The organism is Mesorhizobium sp. M1328 (assembly GCF_040318075.1).
Taxonomy (GTDB): Bacteria; Pseudomonadota; Alphaproteobacteria; order Rhizobiales; family Rhizobiaceae; genus Mesorhizobium.
Map to the genome: position 1 here is coordinate 1 of NZ_JAMYLO010000042.1, position 15,532 is coordinate 15,532.

Below are 15,532 nucleotides of genomic sequence, written 5' to 3' on the forward strand. Positions count from 1 at the left end.
CCGCTGGCGAAGGAGAAAATGATCGCTGCCTGATCCCATCGGACAGGCAAAACGGACCACTCTCAGACGCCAACTGTCCGATCAAGTACAAACTTCTACACGTTATGAATGGCTTGGCGGCGACGCAGGGGCTGGCGGCGGACAAATGGCGAGCAGCAGCGATTACACCAGTGACAATGACGTCCAAAAACTCCGCCCAACGACCCCGTCGGGATCGCATGCTTGGTCAAGGACGGCGTATCAGCGGTATCAGGCGCCTGGATTTGCGTCGTCGCCGAAGCCGCCATGACATAAACATCGGCGTCTTCAGCGGGTGAACCATGGTGCGTCACTATGTTGCGCCGGGCTCGATATCGGCGGCTGCGCTCAGCGTGAGCGAAACGGCCGTTTCGGCTCGCCTGATACCGCTTGGCGACATCCCGTCGTCGCTCGGCACGCGCAAGACATGCGCAGCCCTTGGCGCAATAGATCTGTCCCCGGTCGCAGCATCTGCAGATCAGCACTTGTGCCCGGCAACGCTCGCAAAGGAAGAAGCGCCCGGTGCCGTCTTCCGCCGCCCTGTGGCGGTGTCCATGACGTGGACGCGAGGTCCCATCTGCGCCATAATAGCCCGGCATTCGTGTTCCGCACGATGTAGGGTGCGGCGCCGGGTAAACTTGCAAGGTTGGTCGGCGCCGCGCCTGCTTTAACGATCTGGGAAAAGATTAAAGCACGCGCTGCGGCTCCGCCAGCGCCCGCACTCTTCACCGAAAAGCATCGGCGAAAAACTTCTCTCCCGAGCCCGCCCCTCTGCTTCGCTGCGCGCAGCGAAGCAGAGGGGCGGGCTCGTCAAATCCACCATCGCGATACCGTCTGCGTTCGCCGAAACCTCAATCTGCCTCTCGGCACCGAATAGCCGCACTTCCTGACAACCGTTCACAGCGACTTCCTGTGGTCGACAATAAAAGCTGGGGCACGCCAGCGACGGGTCGATCGCCAGGCCGAACGAGGGCGGGGGCCAATCCGCGCTTCATCGTTACCTCGCTTGCGTCAGGACGCTCAGCGGCACAACCGCTTTGCGAAAAGCTTTACTGCGCGTGGCGACATGGAGAACTGCATCAAGATCTCTTGGGGTATCCCCCCACTTCGGTGGTCTTGAACGACTGGCTCTCTGTTTGAAGTCAAAGCGCCTTCTATCTCCTTTTCGCTTCTCCGACTTCTGACGTGTTTCGCGGGAGCCTGCTTCTCTCCGGATCGGCGCTTGGCCTATACTCTATGGGGATTAAAGATAATGAGTTGGACCAATCTGGCGGGCACCTTCATCGCCGATGCTGGGTCGAGCCAACCCATTGACGAAGTCACCTCACTTCGCCCAGCGAAGGACGGCTTTTCCACTGGCAGGTGGGAGCTGGTGTCTGCCTGTCTGTCATCTTTATCCTTGACATGTCGGCCCAGGCTTTATAAACAGAACGCTGTTCGCTTAATCATGGTTTGAAAGTGGACACCAGATATTCACTTCAGAGGCCTTTCTTCTCACCGTCAGACATAGACAGCGCCTTCCATTCACTAACACTAAGGAGAGTTAAATGAGCAGTGTGTTCCACCGTGTTCCGAACCGTAGTCTTCCAATCGCTGTCAAAGGCGAGGGCATGTACATTTTCGACAAGGAGGGCAAGCGGTGGATCGACGCGTACGCGGGTGGCGCTTGCGTCTCGTGCCTTGGTCACAGCCAAGAATCCGTCGCTGAAGCTGTTCGCGAGCAGATCGGAAAGTTTGCCTACTTTCATTCCGGCATGTTCTCGTCGGAGCCACTTGAAGAACTGGGATCAATTCTAACGACGGACGCTCCAGAGGGCCTAAGCCGAGTGTTCTTTTCTGACAGCGGATCCGAGGCTGTCGAAACTGCCGTTATGATGGCCCTCCAGTATTTCGTGGAGATTGGCCAACCCAAGCGAAGAAAGGTGATCGGGCGGCGAAACAGCTACCACGGTGCCGGCTTGACTAACCTTGCCCTTGGATATCAGCTCGCTCGTCGCGCCCCATTTGAAGAAGTTCTACAGAATGTACTTCATATTTCGCCTTGTTACGAATACAGGGGTCGCTTGGAGGGAGAAACATCTGAGCAATATGGCTTACGCGTCGCTAATGAGCTAGAGCAAGCCATCCTGGGGCTGGGACCTGAAACCGTAATGGCATTTGTAGCAGAAACGGTGACAGGAACTACGAACGGTACGACGCCGGCCGTTCCAGGGTATTTCAAACGGGTGCGGGAAATCTGCGACAAGTATGGTGTTCTCCTTATATTGGATGAGGTGTTTTGCGGCCTGGGCCGTACCGGGACGCTGCATGCTTGCGAGCAGGATGGCGTGGCTCCCGACTTCCTTTGCTTTGCAAAGGGTATCGCTGCTGGCTTCCAGCCAATAGCTGCGACCCTCGTCAATCAAAAGGTTTACGATGCCATAGTTTCTGGCTCTGGTACCTATAAGGGTGGCTACACGTACGGCGGACACGCCGTAGCGTGCGCTGCGGCAATCGCCGTGCAGAAAATACTTCGTGGCCCCGGGTTCCTGGATCAAGTTAAAGCAACTGGAAATTTGCTTTCAAAGGGGTTGAACGACAGATTCGCTCAACACCCGCACGTCGGCGACATACGGGGTCGTGGAATGATGATGACTATAGAAATTGTGGAAGATCGAGAAACAAAAGCTCCATTCGCAGCCTCCAACGCCCTGAGCGCCAGAGTGTTTCAGAACGCGCGAGCAAAGGGTCTGATTACACATGCGCTTACGGGCACGGTGGACGGTTACAAAGGAGACCACGTAGTCGTGTGCCCGCCCTTGATAGCAACTGGAGAAAATCTAGACACGATCGTTGCGTTGCTCGGTGAGTCCATCGATGCAGCCATCATGGAAGTTCGCGCCAAGGCTGCCTGACTGCAGATGAAGGGCATATCCTCCAACTCGAATGAGCATCGCAGAAACCAATCTGCGATGCTCAGGTTCGGAGTGAATGCACTTTAACGACGTAGCACTCTGGCGCAACGTACCGGCGAGATCGTTGCTGTTTGCGTAGAAAAACGGAGAGCTGGTTTGGATTGCCAGGGCCCAAAGGAACTCCTAGAGTCTTCGATACGAGGACGCAGGACCAGTTCTCATGTTGGCGAAGAGCACGATCCGAGGTGAGAGCCCTGCAGCGCAGCTTCTATTGTGGCACCTCGTTTGCAATATCCGTGCGCGGCTTTCTCGGACCTCGCGAGTTTTCCAGAAAAGATGCTGGGGCCTGACCAAAGTCCGTGGAATCTCACAGCAAGCTTGCGGTGTATACGCGCCACCTCGGTACTGAAGTTCCGGCTGATCCTACGGCTTCAAACTTCAGGGATCTAACCAGAACGCTCTCGTTCTGTTGGCGGAACTTTGGTTCCAGAACTAAGCTGTTCCATTTCGTCGAAGTTATGACCCAAGGCGCCAACGAGTATCTGAGTCAATGGTTCGAGAATGATGCCGTGCGCGCGCGCTGTTCGTTACCGAGCAGGCGTGGGAGTGGACCCATGGGAAAACCGTCGATGCTCACCTTACCGTCTCGTATTTGCGAGGTGTCGCTTGAAGGTCCGTTCAGTCGTAACCAGCACGTCGAGCGGGAACGTGCTCTTGCCGTGGACAAACTTGTTCAAAGCAGTTTTTTCAATCCACTCGGCCTGGAGAGCGGACCATACCGTCTCAAGCTGGCGCTGGTTGATGGACAATTGCGGCTCAACATCGCTACCCACAATCGTGTTCAACTTGCCAACCATTATTTGTCACTGAGCCCCCTGTGGCGGCTCCTCAAGCACTACGTGCTGACTTGCGAGAATTACTACGAGACCATGCCTCGAGCCAGCCGCACCGAGCTCGAGACAATCGAGATCGACCGGCGCGCCCTTCACAATGACGCTGCCGAGTGGCTGAGGAACCAGCTCGCGACAAAGGTGATTGTCGACGGCAACACCGCCTGCTTGCTATTTACGCTCATCTACGTGTCGCTGATGCGAAATGCCCCAGTAGGATAACGTGAGCATGGCGACACAGGACGAGGCCGGTGTGGAAAACAAGTTCAACCCCGAAGGTCGTTGCGCTCCACCGAGCGTGCGACTAATTCACAGGGAAACAGCCAATGGATGCTTTGGTCCTAAATAGCCCCTCAAGCTTTCTGAAGAGTATCGACCTAAATTTTCGAAACGCCATGTCCTTTATTGATCTTCCGGAGGGCTTGGCGGAGCGCATCATACAGTGCAATTCGACATATACGGTGCGCTTTGGAGTCCGACTCCGTGGGCGCATGTATAGCTTTGTAGGCTGGCGCTCGGTCCACAGCGAACATTGCGAGCCAGTCAAAGGCGGCCTTCGGTTTGCTGCCGACGCTGATGCGGAAGAGGTGGAGGCGCTCGCTGCCCTGATGACCCTTAAGTGCGCCTTGGTCGATGTTCCTTTCGGCGGCTCCAAGGGTGCGCTCAAGATTGACCCGCGCGAATGGAGCGTTCCAGAGCTTGAACGCATAACGCGCCGCTTCACTCAGGAACTTACCAAGCGCGGTCTTATCGGCCCGGGGCTAAACGTGCCTGCGCCTGACGTTGGCACGGGGGAGCGCGAAATGGCATGGATGGTCGATGAGTTTCGTCGTGCAAATCCAACCGACGTCGTCAACGCCCGCGCCTGCGTGACGGGAAAGCCGCTCTCGAAGGGGGGCATCGCCGGACGAACGGAAGCCACAGGTCGCGGCGTGCAATTCGCCATCCAAAGTTATCTCCGAGACTCGCGCACTCCAGGGATCGGTGGCCGGCGAGACTTGAACGATACATCTGTCGTGGTTCAGGGGTTTGGAAATGTTGGATACCATGCCGCGAAGTTCCTATCCGAGCAAGATGGTGCACGCATTACGGTTGTCGCGGAGCGAGATGGATATGTCGCCGACCCGGAGGGACTGGCGGTGGAGGCACTCAAGCAACACCAGGTGCGCACCGGCAGCGTCCTTGGATTTGCAGGGGCGAAGTCGTTCGCCGGCGACATGTCGGGTTTAGAAGCGCCTTGCGACATTCTCATCCCGGCCGCCCTGGAAAATGCCATTCACGGCGACAACGCCGAGCGCATTAAAGCGGAGCTCATCGTAGAAGCCGCCAACGGTCCGGTTACGTTCGACGCCAACAAGATCCTGCGCTCTCGAGGCGCGACGATCCTCCCTGATCTCTACGTCAACGCCGGCGGGGTAGTGGTGAGCTATTTCGAATGGGTTAAAAACCTGACCCACATCCCATTTGGCCTTATGGAAAGACGACGGCGAGAGCGATGCAATCAGACGATTGCGACCGCGCTTGAGCGGATGACAGGCAAGTCGTTTCCTGCTGATATGCGTGACGAATTCTTGGAAGGTGGCGCCGAAATCGATCTTGTTCGCTCCGGTCTCGAAGACGTTATGCGCAACACCTGGGAAAGCATGGCCGGCCTGTTAGAAGCAGAGCCTGAACTAGGTGACTATAGGACGGCCGCCTATGTCACAGCCATTCGCCGGATTGCAGCTGCTTACGAGGCAATCGGAATCTGAGCATCCGCATTTGTTACAAGCTGTTGCAGCGACACTCGAACGGACAATTCAGACGCCGCTGCCGTCCGGTCCCTCCGATTGACTGCGACCCTACGCGGCGGGCCCTCCCGGTGCCTCCCTCCCAATCGGCAGGCCATAATTTGCATTTGGCGGCGAGGTGAAGCGCATGTAACCGGGGCAAAAGCGGTGGCGTTTGAGCGATGCGAGTTCAGCGAACAGCGACGAGCATGGGGGAGCGGTGGGATTTTGACGCCCGGATGCCGAAGAGGTGGGCGAGTTAAATCCAGAAGCTTATCGCCGGCTTTCGGCACCATGGCGGCGTAATTGCTCTGAGACCGAAGTTTGGAGCGCCGGAGGCTGGAGTTTTCCGGCTGCGATCATGGTGACGGGCTGGTAGCAAGCGTCAGGAACAAGTGCGCGTCCAAGCATTCAGCCCTGAGCTTGCTATTGAAGGCCTCGATATAGCCGTTGTCGGTGGGCTTGCCCGGCCGTGAGAAGTCGAGCGTGACGTCATTGGCGTAAGCCCACAGATCGAGGTCGCGCGAGATGAACTCACTGCCATTGTCGACCCTGATTGTCCTCTGATGGCGTTGCAGGCGGAACGGGATATGGCGGTCGCGGATGCCGCCAACCGGCAGGCTGAAGCCGCCAACGCGCAGGCCATGCTGTCCGACAACGAGGGTGCGGATTGCGCCATATCGTTGTCGACACACTCGGCCTGCTGGTGGGCCTGGTCATCCATGCCGCCGATATCCAGGATGGGGACGGCGCGCCGGCTGCCCTGAAATTCGATCCTCAAACGCTCGCCGTGGCTGCGCCATGTCTTCGTCGATGGCGGCTATGCCGGACCGAAGCTGAAAGGGCATTGCAGAATGTCGGCAAGTTCAAGCTCGAAATCAAGCGCACAGATGACGCCATCAAGGGCTTCGAGGTGCTACCCCGCAGATGGGTGGGTGGAGAGAACATTCGCTCGGCTCCTGAGCTAATCAGGCCCCTCCCTTGAGATTCTCCTGTTCCTCTCGTTGACAATTCGAACAAGCGGTTATAATAGAACACTGTTCGCGTATTATGGAGCCGGAGCATGCGTCTTAGGATCCACCGTTCCCTATGCCACGGTTTAAGAAGCACGCTCCGGGACCCGCGGGCTGAGGGCAAAAGAGCGGCCGCAAATACCCATTTGCCTCAGGTAGGGTTCCCAATTCAGCTCTTTGATCCACTGACGTTTAATCCATTATTCGACTTGACACCAATATGACCCGCTGTTCTAAATTGGAAACACATTCCAAAAAAAGAGATCGCCAGAAGGCGGTGGGGAGCAGCAGCGCGATGAATGCTCAGGCGAGCATCGACCCACGTCTGTCGAGGGAAGCCTGAGCAAACGAGCAGCAATCACTTGAGCTCGGAGAGAGCCGAGCGTGCAGGCCATCACGACTGTAAGGCGTGAAACCAGAGGAGAGAGACTATGAAATGCTTGCGTAGAAAGCCGATGCAATACATCGGCATCACTGCCGCATTCGCAATAGCATCTTCAGCAGTGTTCGCTACGGACATCAAAGGGAAGGAAGCGGTTATCCAGAGTCCCGGCGGGAAATACACCACTGCGCTAGAAGAGGCCTATATCAAGCCATTCGAATTGGAAACCGGAGCGAAAATTCGCCTCGTTGAAGCCGGTGCAGACGAGTCGATCGCCGCAGCCTCGGCGCAGGTCAAGGCTGGGAAGGTCGAGTGGGACGGAATGTCGAGCGTCGATGCCCCGTACATACCGAAGCTCATTAAGGACGGAGTCATTGAAAAAATTGACACTTCAAAAATTCCTGGTCTCGAAAAGCTGCCGAAGGCGGTGGCCAGTGACTACGGTGTGCCGGTCCTCAATTCGGTCGTGACTGTTTCGTATCGCAATGCCGATAACGTCGTGCCGCTCAAGAGCGTCAAGGACTTCTTTGACCCGAACATTAAGGGCCCCCGGGCCGTAAGTTCCCTGGCTGGTGAAGCGCAGTTTATATGTGCTTTGGCCCTTCTGAGCGATGGGGTCAGTGTTAATGAATTGACCAAGGGAATCGATATCAAACACTGCCTGAAAGTGATAGACCCTATAAAGGATCAAATCGCGGCATATTGGGCCAATGGCAGCCAGATGGCCCAATTGATGATCGATAACAGCGTGGATTATTGCCTGTGCTGGGATGGCAGAATCATTCAGGCGGCGCAGGCCAACCCACAATGGAAGATCCAGCATAAGGGCGGCATCCAGTTCCCTAGTTATCTTACCTACACAACGGGTACTAAAAACGAGGATGTACTCGATGCCTTCGCGGTGTACATGCTGGATCCGAAGCGGCAGGCGGAGTTCACCAAGCTGGTCGGCTACAGTTCACCCAACCCTGAATCTGTGGCGTACCTGCCAGAAAATTTGAAGCCGTTTATAAGTGTTACGCCGGAAGCCCAAGCTGTATTGACCACCCTGCCTGCTGCGCTCTTTGAGACAATGTCGAGGCAACAGGTTGAAATTGGAAAGGCTTGGCAGGAATACGTTGCCAAGTAGGTTCCAACTAAACGTCTAATGCAGCGCCGATCGGAAAATGGACGTGCAATCGAGCTATAACACGAAAGCAAAGCGGGGATACGCCGTCGCGGACGTCGATCGAGGAGTCGTTCTTACGCAGTCGATTGGGTATGCTGGCGTTTCCCCGCTGTTGATTTTGCTAGGTATCTTCTTCGTTGGCCCCATCGTCGCCCTGACGCTCGTAATATTTGATAGCGGGATTAAAGATGCCGCCGGCCTGTTTACCGATGTTCTTTCTAATGAGTTGTTCCAAGCCGTTGCGTTTAGAACCATTCGTATCTCCGTGATGGTCACAATCATCAGCGTCGCCGTTGGCTATGCGATGGCCTACGCAATGTGGAGAAGTTCGCCCAGCGTGCGCTCTATCGGCTTGGCGCTGATCATGTTCCCGCTGTTCACCAGCATTGTCGTCAGAACATACGCATGGACAGCGATGTTTAGTCGCTTTGGCATGATCAATTCGCTACTGCTGGAGGCAGGTTTAATCGATAAACCTCTGGCGATGCTCTACACCGAGCCGGTCGTTTTGATCGGCATGGTTCAGGTCATGCTGCCGTTTGCGATATTACCGATATACACAACGTTGCTCGGCCTCGACTTAGATCTGCTGCGCGCGTCGGCAATTTGTGGGGCACGGGGGCGCCAGACATTTGCAAAAGTGGTGCTGCCCCTGACCAAACAGGGAGCTGGCGTGGCCAGTGTGTTGGTGTTTGTGATCTCGCTTGGCTTCTTCATAACTCCAGCAATTCTTGGAGGGCCCAAAAGCTCAATGATCTCAAACATGATTAGTACCGAGGTTATGACGTTCTACAATCTGAAAGGTGGCGCGGTAATGTCCGCCCTCCTCTTAATTGTCACGCTATGCTTACTTTTCATCGCCAGCAAGATCGGCAGCATTGCCGCACACTACAGGAGGTGATGCTATGGGTGACACCGCAAACGTCCGACGGATTCGGTACCTGCTAATCGCGCTTGTGGCCCTTTACCTTATTGGGCCAACGCTTGTCGTGATCTGGCTTTCCTTCAGCGCAGATGAGGTCCTTAGATTTCCACCACACTTATTCTCGTGGCGCTGGTATGAAGAATTCCTTTTTGACGAGCGCTGGAACGAAGCTGTCCTTCGCTCGCTCTTTGTGGGTAGTCTGGCTACTTTGTTTGCGACGATCATTGGCAGCGTCGCTGCATTTGCAACGGCACGCACAAGGCTGCCCGGAAAACAAATCGTTGAAATTTTCGCGATCGCTCCACTCGTGGTGCCGCCGATTATCTTGGCAACTGGTGGCTATTCCCTGTTCTCGAAACTTGACATGATTGGATCGAACATCGGGATTGCCATCATGCACACCGTTTTGGGCGTTCCTTATGTTTATCTCATCGTCTCGTCCTCTTTGGCACGAAACGATCCTAGCATTGAGCTCGCCGCCTTAATCCTGGGGGCAAATCGTTGGCGTACGATCAGAGACGTCACTATCCCAGCTAACCTACCAGCAATCATCACTGGTGCATTGTTCGCATTCTTGATTTCGTTTGACGAGGTGGTGATGGCGGTCTTCCTGTCTGGTTCGTTGTCACCCACGTTGCCTGTTCGGGTCTTCTCCAGCTTGTCACTCGCTGCCTCTCCAGTTATCGCAGCAGTCTCGACGGTCCAGATCTTCATAGCTATCGTCTTGATGTGGTTAGTCGGCCTACTTCAGCGCTGGCAGCGGCGATGGTCGGAGGCAGTTCCCGCGCTTTGATAAATTGTCGTCCGATAAGTCCATCTCAGAAGGAAGGTTCGTGGGCATACATTCAATAACTTCGCAGTCGCAAATTCGCTTAGGAGAAGTTTCGGTGTCAGCAGACTTGGGTTCAATAACCGGCTCTCGCGTGCAGATGAGAAATCTCACCAAAGAGTACGGAATAGTTCGAGCCGTTGACAACGTCTCTTTGGATATCGAGCCAGGTGAGTTTGTTTCGCTGCTTGGTCCTTCAGGGTCGGGCAAGACAACGGCACTAATGATGCTGGCCGGTTTCGAGGGGACCACATCGGGAACAATTCACATTGGTGAGCAGGATGTCACCTCAGTCCCGCCTTTTGCTCGTGGGATCGGGATGGTATTCCAAAGCTATGCCTTGTTCCCGCATATGAGCGTGTACGACAACATCGCCTATCCTCTCAAACTTAGACGCATGTCGAAATCGGAGATCGATGAGCGTGTGCGTCGCGCGATGGACATGGTAAAGCTCTCGCCCGACAAGTTTGCAAACAGATTGCCCCAACAGCTTTCGGGTGGACAACGCCAGCGAGTCGCCCTTGTGCGCGCGTTAATATACGAGCCGCATGTGCTCCTTATGGACGAGCCAATGGGAGCATTGGACAAGAACCTTCGTGAAGAGCTTAAACTTGAGCTGCTCAGCCTTCAGGAGCGGCTGCGCCTGACAATCGTTTACGTGACCCACGATCAGGGAGAGGCTTTGATGCTTTCCGACCGCGCGGCCGTGATGCGGGATGGACGGATCGAGCAAGTTGCACATCCCGAAACGTTGTATCAACGACCGCGAACGGAGTTCGTTGCGAACTTTCTTGGTGAGGCGAATCTGGTCGCCGTCAATCAGACTTCCGAAAGGGAATTCACCCTCTTGGGTGGTCAGGTGGTGCGGATCAGCCCCGATATAACCGTATATCCGTCACAACCTTATCTCCTGATGCTGCGGCCCGAGGAAATCGAGGTCTGCTCGGACGGGGAGGCAATGCTGCAAGGTCGAATACAAAGTATCGTCTACCTTGGGAGTTCAGTTCGCCTCGGCGTTGAGACGTCCATGGGTGTCCTTACTGTCCTAGCAAAGCCAAACCAATCGCGCCGTTTCGAGCGCAACCAAATCCTAGGTTTGCGTTTCGGGACTGGGGATGCAGTCCTCGTCCCCCGAAACAGCTAGAGTTAACGATCAGCGCTGTCCCAGGCAGCAGCCAAACGGACGCTTTCCGATGTTTTGTTGTCCGAGTTTCGCATCGAGACTCGGCGGCAGGGCTACATATCGGACTCCGGCTGCTGCGGCTCCGACGCTCCGACTAACACTTGCATCGAGAAAGATTTTGGCATGCCCATAGTCGACCGTCTATCGCAGTCATTGTCTCCAGCCACTTCGCCTTGCCGAGCCTTGCAACGCATGAAGGGCGAATGTGCCTCTCGTGACCTGCGTCGGGTCATGCGGTGACCCCCTTGAAGGTACTTGTGACAGGTGTTAGCGCCGGGATCGGCGGAGCGATCTGCGAGCAACTCGCCGATAGACACGGCACGGCTCTCTCTCTGGTGATGTGTGTGCGGCGGTCGACAGAGCTGGTCGAAGAGTTGGCGAGCGCTTGTCGGCTTCGGGACTCCACAGTCGTGATCGTGACAGCCGATCTTAGCCAACCTCAAGCACCTGCAGAATTAGTGGCCCGGGCAGTGGAAGAATTTGGCGGTCTCGATGTCATTGTTTCCAATGCCGGCATTGCCGACCCGGCTCCGTTGGAGTCACTAGAGTTAGAGGCATGGGACCGCATGTTTGCTGTTACATGTCGAGCGAGTTGGTTGCTTGCGAAGGCTGCATTCCCGCATTTGTGCGACAGCCGCGGGAGCTTCGTGGCTATATCATCGCAGTCCGGCAGCCATCCCCATCGCGGCACCGGCGCTTACAGCTCTGCTAAAGCCGCACTAACAATGCTTTGTCGCCAGCTTGCGATTGAGTGGGGACGATACGGTATCCGCGTCAATTGCGTGTCGCCCGGTATGATCAGAACCCCGATGACTGAAGCAGTGTATCAGGACGAACGGATTTTGAGGGCGCGCGAGGCCATTGTGCCTTTGGGTACTATCGGACAGCCCTCGGACGTTGCGCGCTTGGTAGAGTTTTTGATTGACCCCACGAACCGCTACGTGACGGGACAGAACATTGGAGTTGATGGTGGCCTTTCTCAAACACTCTTGGATCGTATCCCTGGACTTGCAAGAAGGCAGTAATCCGGACACGGGCTGACGCTGCCTAGAGAAACCAAAAGGAGCTATTTCGCTCTTCCAGTAACATCGGCCGCACCTGTGTGCACACGGGCGAAAAAGAGATGCCGACCACCTGCCGATTGGCTTTGAGAGGGCCCGCGAGCGTAATGGTCATCGTGCATAAGCTATGTCCGCCACAGGGAAGAGCGTCGCCTCTACCCAATTTGTTGAGCCCTTGGTGGCGTGCGGAAAAGAAAACATCGTTAGGCAAATAGACCATCCGAACATTGACAGCCACACCCATTGCACTTAAAAGCAGAACGGTGTTTCACATATGAGCCGCAACGGATGGCTAAAAGCATCCGTGTTCCTGGGGGCGTTCTGTGGGAACTGCTGGGGCCGCTGCGGTGCTAGCGGCGCACCAGTCTTATGCGCAAGGGCAGGAGGTGACTCATGACAAACCACTATGACGCAGTCGTATTAGGAGGCGGACACAACGGCCTAGTGTGTGCGGCTTATTTGGCACGAGCAGGAATGCGAACGGCTGTTCTGGAACGGCGGCACGCAGTCGGCGGTGCCGCATTTTCTGACGAGGTGTTTCCCGGCTTCACATTCTCAGTTTTTTCATACGGGTTGCAGCACCTTTACCCGCAAATCATCAAAGATCTGGACCTTGGGAAATTTGGTCTGAAAGCCGTCCCCTACGGCGACCTCTTCAGTCCGACAGAAGACGGACGTTGCTTGATAACAAATGATAACGTCGCCGCAACCGCGAAGAACATTGCGCAGCTCTCCACGCGAGACGCTGAAGCGTATCCCAAGTTCGTCGACTTTCATAATGGACTAGCGGCTTACATGCGCCATCTCGGCACGGAGGTTCCGCCAGATCCAACTGCTTCAACGTTCCGCGATGTCACTAAGACGCTCGCGTTCTCTTGGCGGAACTTTGGGTTGAGAACCAAGATGTTTGATTTTGTCGAACTTATGACTCAAAGCGCCGAGGAATATCTGAGCCATTGGTTTGAGAACGACGCCGTTCGTGCGATGTTCGCTTATCAGGCGGGCATTGGCAATTTCGTAGGTCCGCATTCGCGAGGATCCGCGCTTGCGTGCCTCTACAATATGCTCACTGATCATTCCCACGAAATAGTACGCGGGCACGTTATCGGAGGCATGGGAACCGTATCGAAAGCCTTGGCGGCGTCCGCTCAGAGCTTAGGTGTTGAAATTCACACTAACGCTGAAGTAGAGCACGTTATCGTCGACGGCGTCAAGGTCAATGGCGTAGCAACAAAAGATGGCATGGAGTATCGCGCCCGAATTGTAGCCAGCAGTATGCATTCGAAAATTCTTTTTGGTAAGGTCGTTGAGCGAAAACATCTTCCTGATGATCTTGTTCAATCACTGGAAAAATTCAACACTGTCGGCACGAACTGGAAAATCAACGTCGCTTGCAATCGGCCACCTCAGCTCGAATGTCTTGGGTCGGACACTGGCAGGCCAGTATCAGCATTCGTGCATATCGGGCCCACCATAGATTACCTAGAAAAAGCATACGATGATGCGAAGTACGGAAAATTCGCCCAGGTCCCGTGGATGACAGTGGCGACACCAACCTACCTCGATAAGAGCATGGCGCCCGAGGGTAAGCATGTCGTAAACCTCTACGGGGGTCATGTTCCATATAAACTACGCGAGGGGGACTGGTCGTCACGCCGGTCCGAGTTCGTCCAAACTGTTTGGAAAGTACTGGATGAATTTGTTCCAGGATTTACGAATGAGATCATAGATTATCAGGTCCTGCTTCCCACCGATATCGAAAATATTCTCAACATACCAGGGGGCAACATCCTGCATGGGCAGATGACTCCCGATCAATTGTTCTCGCGCAGACCGTACCCGCACTACGCGGACTATAGGACACCCATTCAAGGGCTATATCAATGTGGCTCCTCCTGCCACCCTGGCGGGGGCGTCACCGGATTGCCAGGTTTTAACGCGGTGCGGGAGATCCTGCGAGATCGCGGGAAGAAACGATCGTGAAACTGATGGAGCTAAGAGTTCGTTCCCACGGTATCGCCCAGGCGACAGACACTCTCGAACTGAGCATGACGTCCGGCCCGCGTTGAGTGACGAAAACCTAGAGTGGTTGCGCATCTAGGACACGTCTATGGAGCCTAAACCCGTAGACGAGGCTGCGCGGCTCAAAGGGCAGAAAGGCAGGGCAAAACAAGTGATGGACGTTCGCGCAGCAGTGGCCACGCAGGCCGGCAAACCGCTTGAGATCATGACCGTTCAGCTAGACGGACCGCGAGACGGCGAGGTGCTGGTCGAGATCAAGGCGACAGGCATCTGCCACACCGACGAGTTCACTTTGTCGGGGGCCGATCCCGAAGGCCTGTTTCCGGCCATCCTCGGCCATGAAGGCGCCGGTGTCGTCGTCGATGTCGGCAAGGGCGTCACCTCGTTGAAGAAGGGCGACCATGTCATTCCGCTCTACACGCCCGAATGCCGCTCTTGCCCGTCCTGCCTGTCGCGCAAGACCAATCTGTGCACGGCCATCCGCGCGACGCAGGGGCAAGGGCTGATGCCGGACGGCTCGTCGCGCTTCTCGATCGGCAAGGACAAGATCTTCCACTATATGGGCTGCTCGACCTTCTCCAACTTCACCGTGCTGCCCGAGATCGCGGTCGCCAAGGTCAACCCGGACGCCCCCTTCGACAAGATCTGCTACATCGGCTGCGGCGTCACCACTGGCATCAGCGCCGTCATCAACACGGCCAAGGTCGAGATCGGCGCCACTGCGATCGTCTTCGGCCTCGGCGGCATCGGCCTCAATGTCATCCAGGGCCTGCGCCTTGCCGGCGCCGACATGATCATCGGCGTTGACCTGAACAACGACAAGAAGGCCTGGGGCGAGAAGTTCGGCATGACGCATTTCGTCAATCCGAAGGAGATCGACGGCGATGTCGTGCCTCACCTCGTCAACATGACCAAGCGCGGCGCCGACCAGATCGGTGGCGCCGACTACACCTTCGACTGCACCGGCAACACCAAGGTGATGCGGCAGGCACTTGAAGCCTCGCACCGCGGCTGGGGCAAGTCGGTGGTCATCGGCGTGGCAGGTGCCGGCCAGGAGATCTCGACGCGGCCGTTCCAGCTGGTCACCGGGCGCACCTGGATGGGCACCGCCTTTGGCGGCGCGCGCGGCCGCACCGACGTGCCGAAGATCGTCGACTGGTACATGGACGGCAAGATCGAGATCGACCCGATGATTACCCACACGCTGAAGCTCGAGGACATCAACAAGGGCTTCGACCTCATGCATGAGGGCAAATCGATCCGGAGCGTCGTGGTTTACTAGGGCCTGTTGAGATTCATCGTGAGTTTATGACGGCGGCTGCGAGATGGATGATTGCGTTGAAGCTCTGGTCGGTTTTGTCAGCTCGCATTGCGATGC

The 15,532-nt window shown here is 55.9% G+C and carries 11 protein-coding genes and 3 pseudogenes; 13 read left to right on the forward strand and 1 reads right to left on the reverse strand.

The features are described 5' to 3' along the window. The 5 genes and pseudogenes from NKH23_RS33140 to NKH23_RS33160 form a co-directional block, all read left to right on the forward strand. On the forward strand, positions 1 to 317 hold a 317-nt coding region (locus NKH23_RS33140; RefSeq protein ID WP_353036538.1), incomplete at its 5' end, for a hypothetical protein. 590 nt (positions 318 to 907) lie between these two features. Next, a pseudogene (locus NKH23_RS33145) lies at positions 908 to 1,102 on the forward strand (transposase); the annotation flags it as partial. Positions 1,103 to 1,565: 463 nt separating this feature from the next. Next, positions 1,566 to 2,912, forward strand: a complete 1,347-nt coding sequence (locus NKH23_RS33150) for an aspartate aminotransferase family protein (RefSeq protein WP_353036540.1) — start codon at positions 1,566 to 1,568, stop codon at positions 2,910 to 2,912. Between the two features lie 614 nt (positions 2,913 to 3,526). Then, positions 3,527 to 4,024 carry a UPF0262 family protein gene (locus NKH23_RS33155; protein ID WP_353036542.1) on the forward strand — a complete coding sequence of 166 codons (498 nt, stop codon included), beginning with the start codon at positions 3,527 to 3,529 and terminating at the stop codon, positions 4,022 to 4,024. A gap of 173 nt (positions 4,025 to 4,197) precedes the next feature. Then, positions 4,198 to 5,553, forward strand: coding sequence for a Glu/Leu/Phe/Val family dehydrogenase (locus NKH23_RS33160; RefSeq protein WP_353036556.1), 1,356 nt, complete (start codon positions 4,198 to 4,200; stop codon positions 5,551 to 5,553). Between the two features lie 398 nt (positions 5,554 to 5,951). Here the strand turns inward: NKH23_RS33160 and NKH23_RS33165 are convergent. Continuing rightward, positions 5,952 to 6,131 (reverse strand): annotated as a pseudogene (locus tag NKH23_RS33165) (integrase core domain-containing protein); the annotation flags it as partial. A 113-nt stretch (positions 6,132 to 6,244) separates the two neighbouring features. Between NKH23_RS33165 and NKH23_RS33170 the strand changes: the two are divergent. The 8 genes and pseudogenes from NKH23_RS33170 to NKH23_RS33205 all read left to right on the forward strand — a co-directional run. After that, a pseudogene (locus tag NKH23_RS33170) lies at positions 6,245 to 6,530 on the forward strand (transposase); the annotation flags it as partial. 485 nt (positions 6,531 to 7,015) lie between these two features. Further along, positions 7,016 to 8,095: an ABC transporter substrate-binding protein gene (locus NKH23_RS33175; protein WP_353036544.1), complete on the forward strand. Its 1,080-nt coding sequence runs from the start codon at positions 7,016 to 7,018 to the stop codon at positions 8,093 to 8,095. Between the two features lie 37 nt (positions 8,096 to 8,132). Continuing rightward, entirely contained in the window at positions 8,133 to 9,035 is a 903-nt protein-coding gene (locus NKH23_RS33180) for an ABC transporter permease (RefSeq protein WP_353036546.1), read from the forward strand. Positions 9,036 to 9,039: 4 nt separating this feature from the next. Then, positions 9,040 to 9,852, forward strand: coding sequence for an ABC transporter permease (locus NKH23_RS33185; protein ID WP_353036548.1), 813 nt, complete (start codon positions 9,040 to 9,042; stop codon positions 9,850 to 9,852). Between the two features lie 94 nt (positions 9,853 to 9,946). Next, positions 9,947 to 11,032, forward strand: coding sequence for an ABC transporter ATP-binding protein (locus NKH23_RS33190; protein WP_353036550.1), 1,086 nt, complete (start codon positions 9,947 to 9,949; stop codon positions 11,030 to 11,032). Between the two features lie 284 nt (positions 11,033 to 11,316). Continuing rightward, entirely contained in the window at positions 11,317 to 12,096 is a 780-nt protein-coding gene (locus NKH23_RS33195) for an SDR family NAD(P)-dependent oxidoreductase (protein WP_353036552.1), read from the forward strand. A gap of 429 nt (positions 12,097 to 12,525) precedes the next feature. After that, a complete protein-coding gene (locus tag NKH23_RS33200) occupies positions 12,526 to 14,115 on the forward strand; it encodes a phytoene desaturase family protein (RefSeq protein ID WP_353036554.1) in 1,590 nt (529 codons plus the stop codon). Positions 14,116 to 14,308: 193 nt separating this feature from the next. Further along, complete coding sequence (locus NKH23_RS33205; protein WP_353036558.1) at positions 14,309 to 15,436, forward strand: S-(hydroxymethyl)glutathione dehydrogenase/class III alcohol dehydrogenase; 1,128 nt, start codon at positions 14,309 to 14,311, stop codon at positions 15,434 to 15,436. Positions 15,437 to 15,532 lie beyond the last annotated feature (96 nt).

What these genes read in the sequence shown, in the direction of transcription:
- NKH23_RS33180 (WP_353036546.1), top strand. Translation starts at nt 8,133, where the DNA reads ATGGACGTGCAATCGAGCTATAACACGAAAGCAAAGCGGGGATACGCC.
- NKH23_RS33160 (WP_353036556.1), top strand. Translation starts at nt 4,198, where the DNA reads ATGTCCTTTATTGATCTTCCGGAGGGCTTGGCGGAGCGCATCATACAG.
- NKH23_RS33185 (WP_353036548.1), top strand. Translation starts at nt 9,040, where the DNA reads ATGGGTGACACCGCAAACGTCCGACGGATTCGGTACCTGCTAATCGCG.
- NKH23_RS33155 (WP_353036542.1), top strand. Translation starts at nt 3,527, where the DNA reads ATGGGAAAACCGTCGATGCTCACCTTACCGTCTCGTATTTGCGAGGTG.
- NKH23_RS33205 (WP_353036558.1), top strand. Translation starts at nt 14,309, where the DNA reads ATGGACGTTCGCGCAGCAGTGGCCACGCAGGCCGGCAAACCGCTTGAG.
- NKH23_RS33200 (WP_353036554.1), top strand. Translation starts at nt 12,526, where the DNA reads ATGACAAACCACTATGACGCAGTCGTATTAGGAGGCGGACACAACGGC.
- NKH23_RS33150 (WP_353036540.1), top strand. Translation starts at nt 1,566, where the DNA reads ATGAGCAGTGTGTTCCACCGTGTTCCGAACCGTAGTCTTCCAATCGCT.
- NKH23_RS33175 (WP_353036544.1), top strand. Translation starts at nt 7,016, where the DNA reads ATGAAATGCTTGCGTAGAAAGCCGATGCAATACATCGGCATCACTGCC.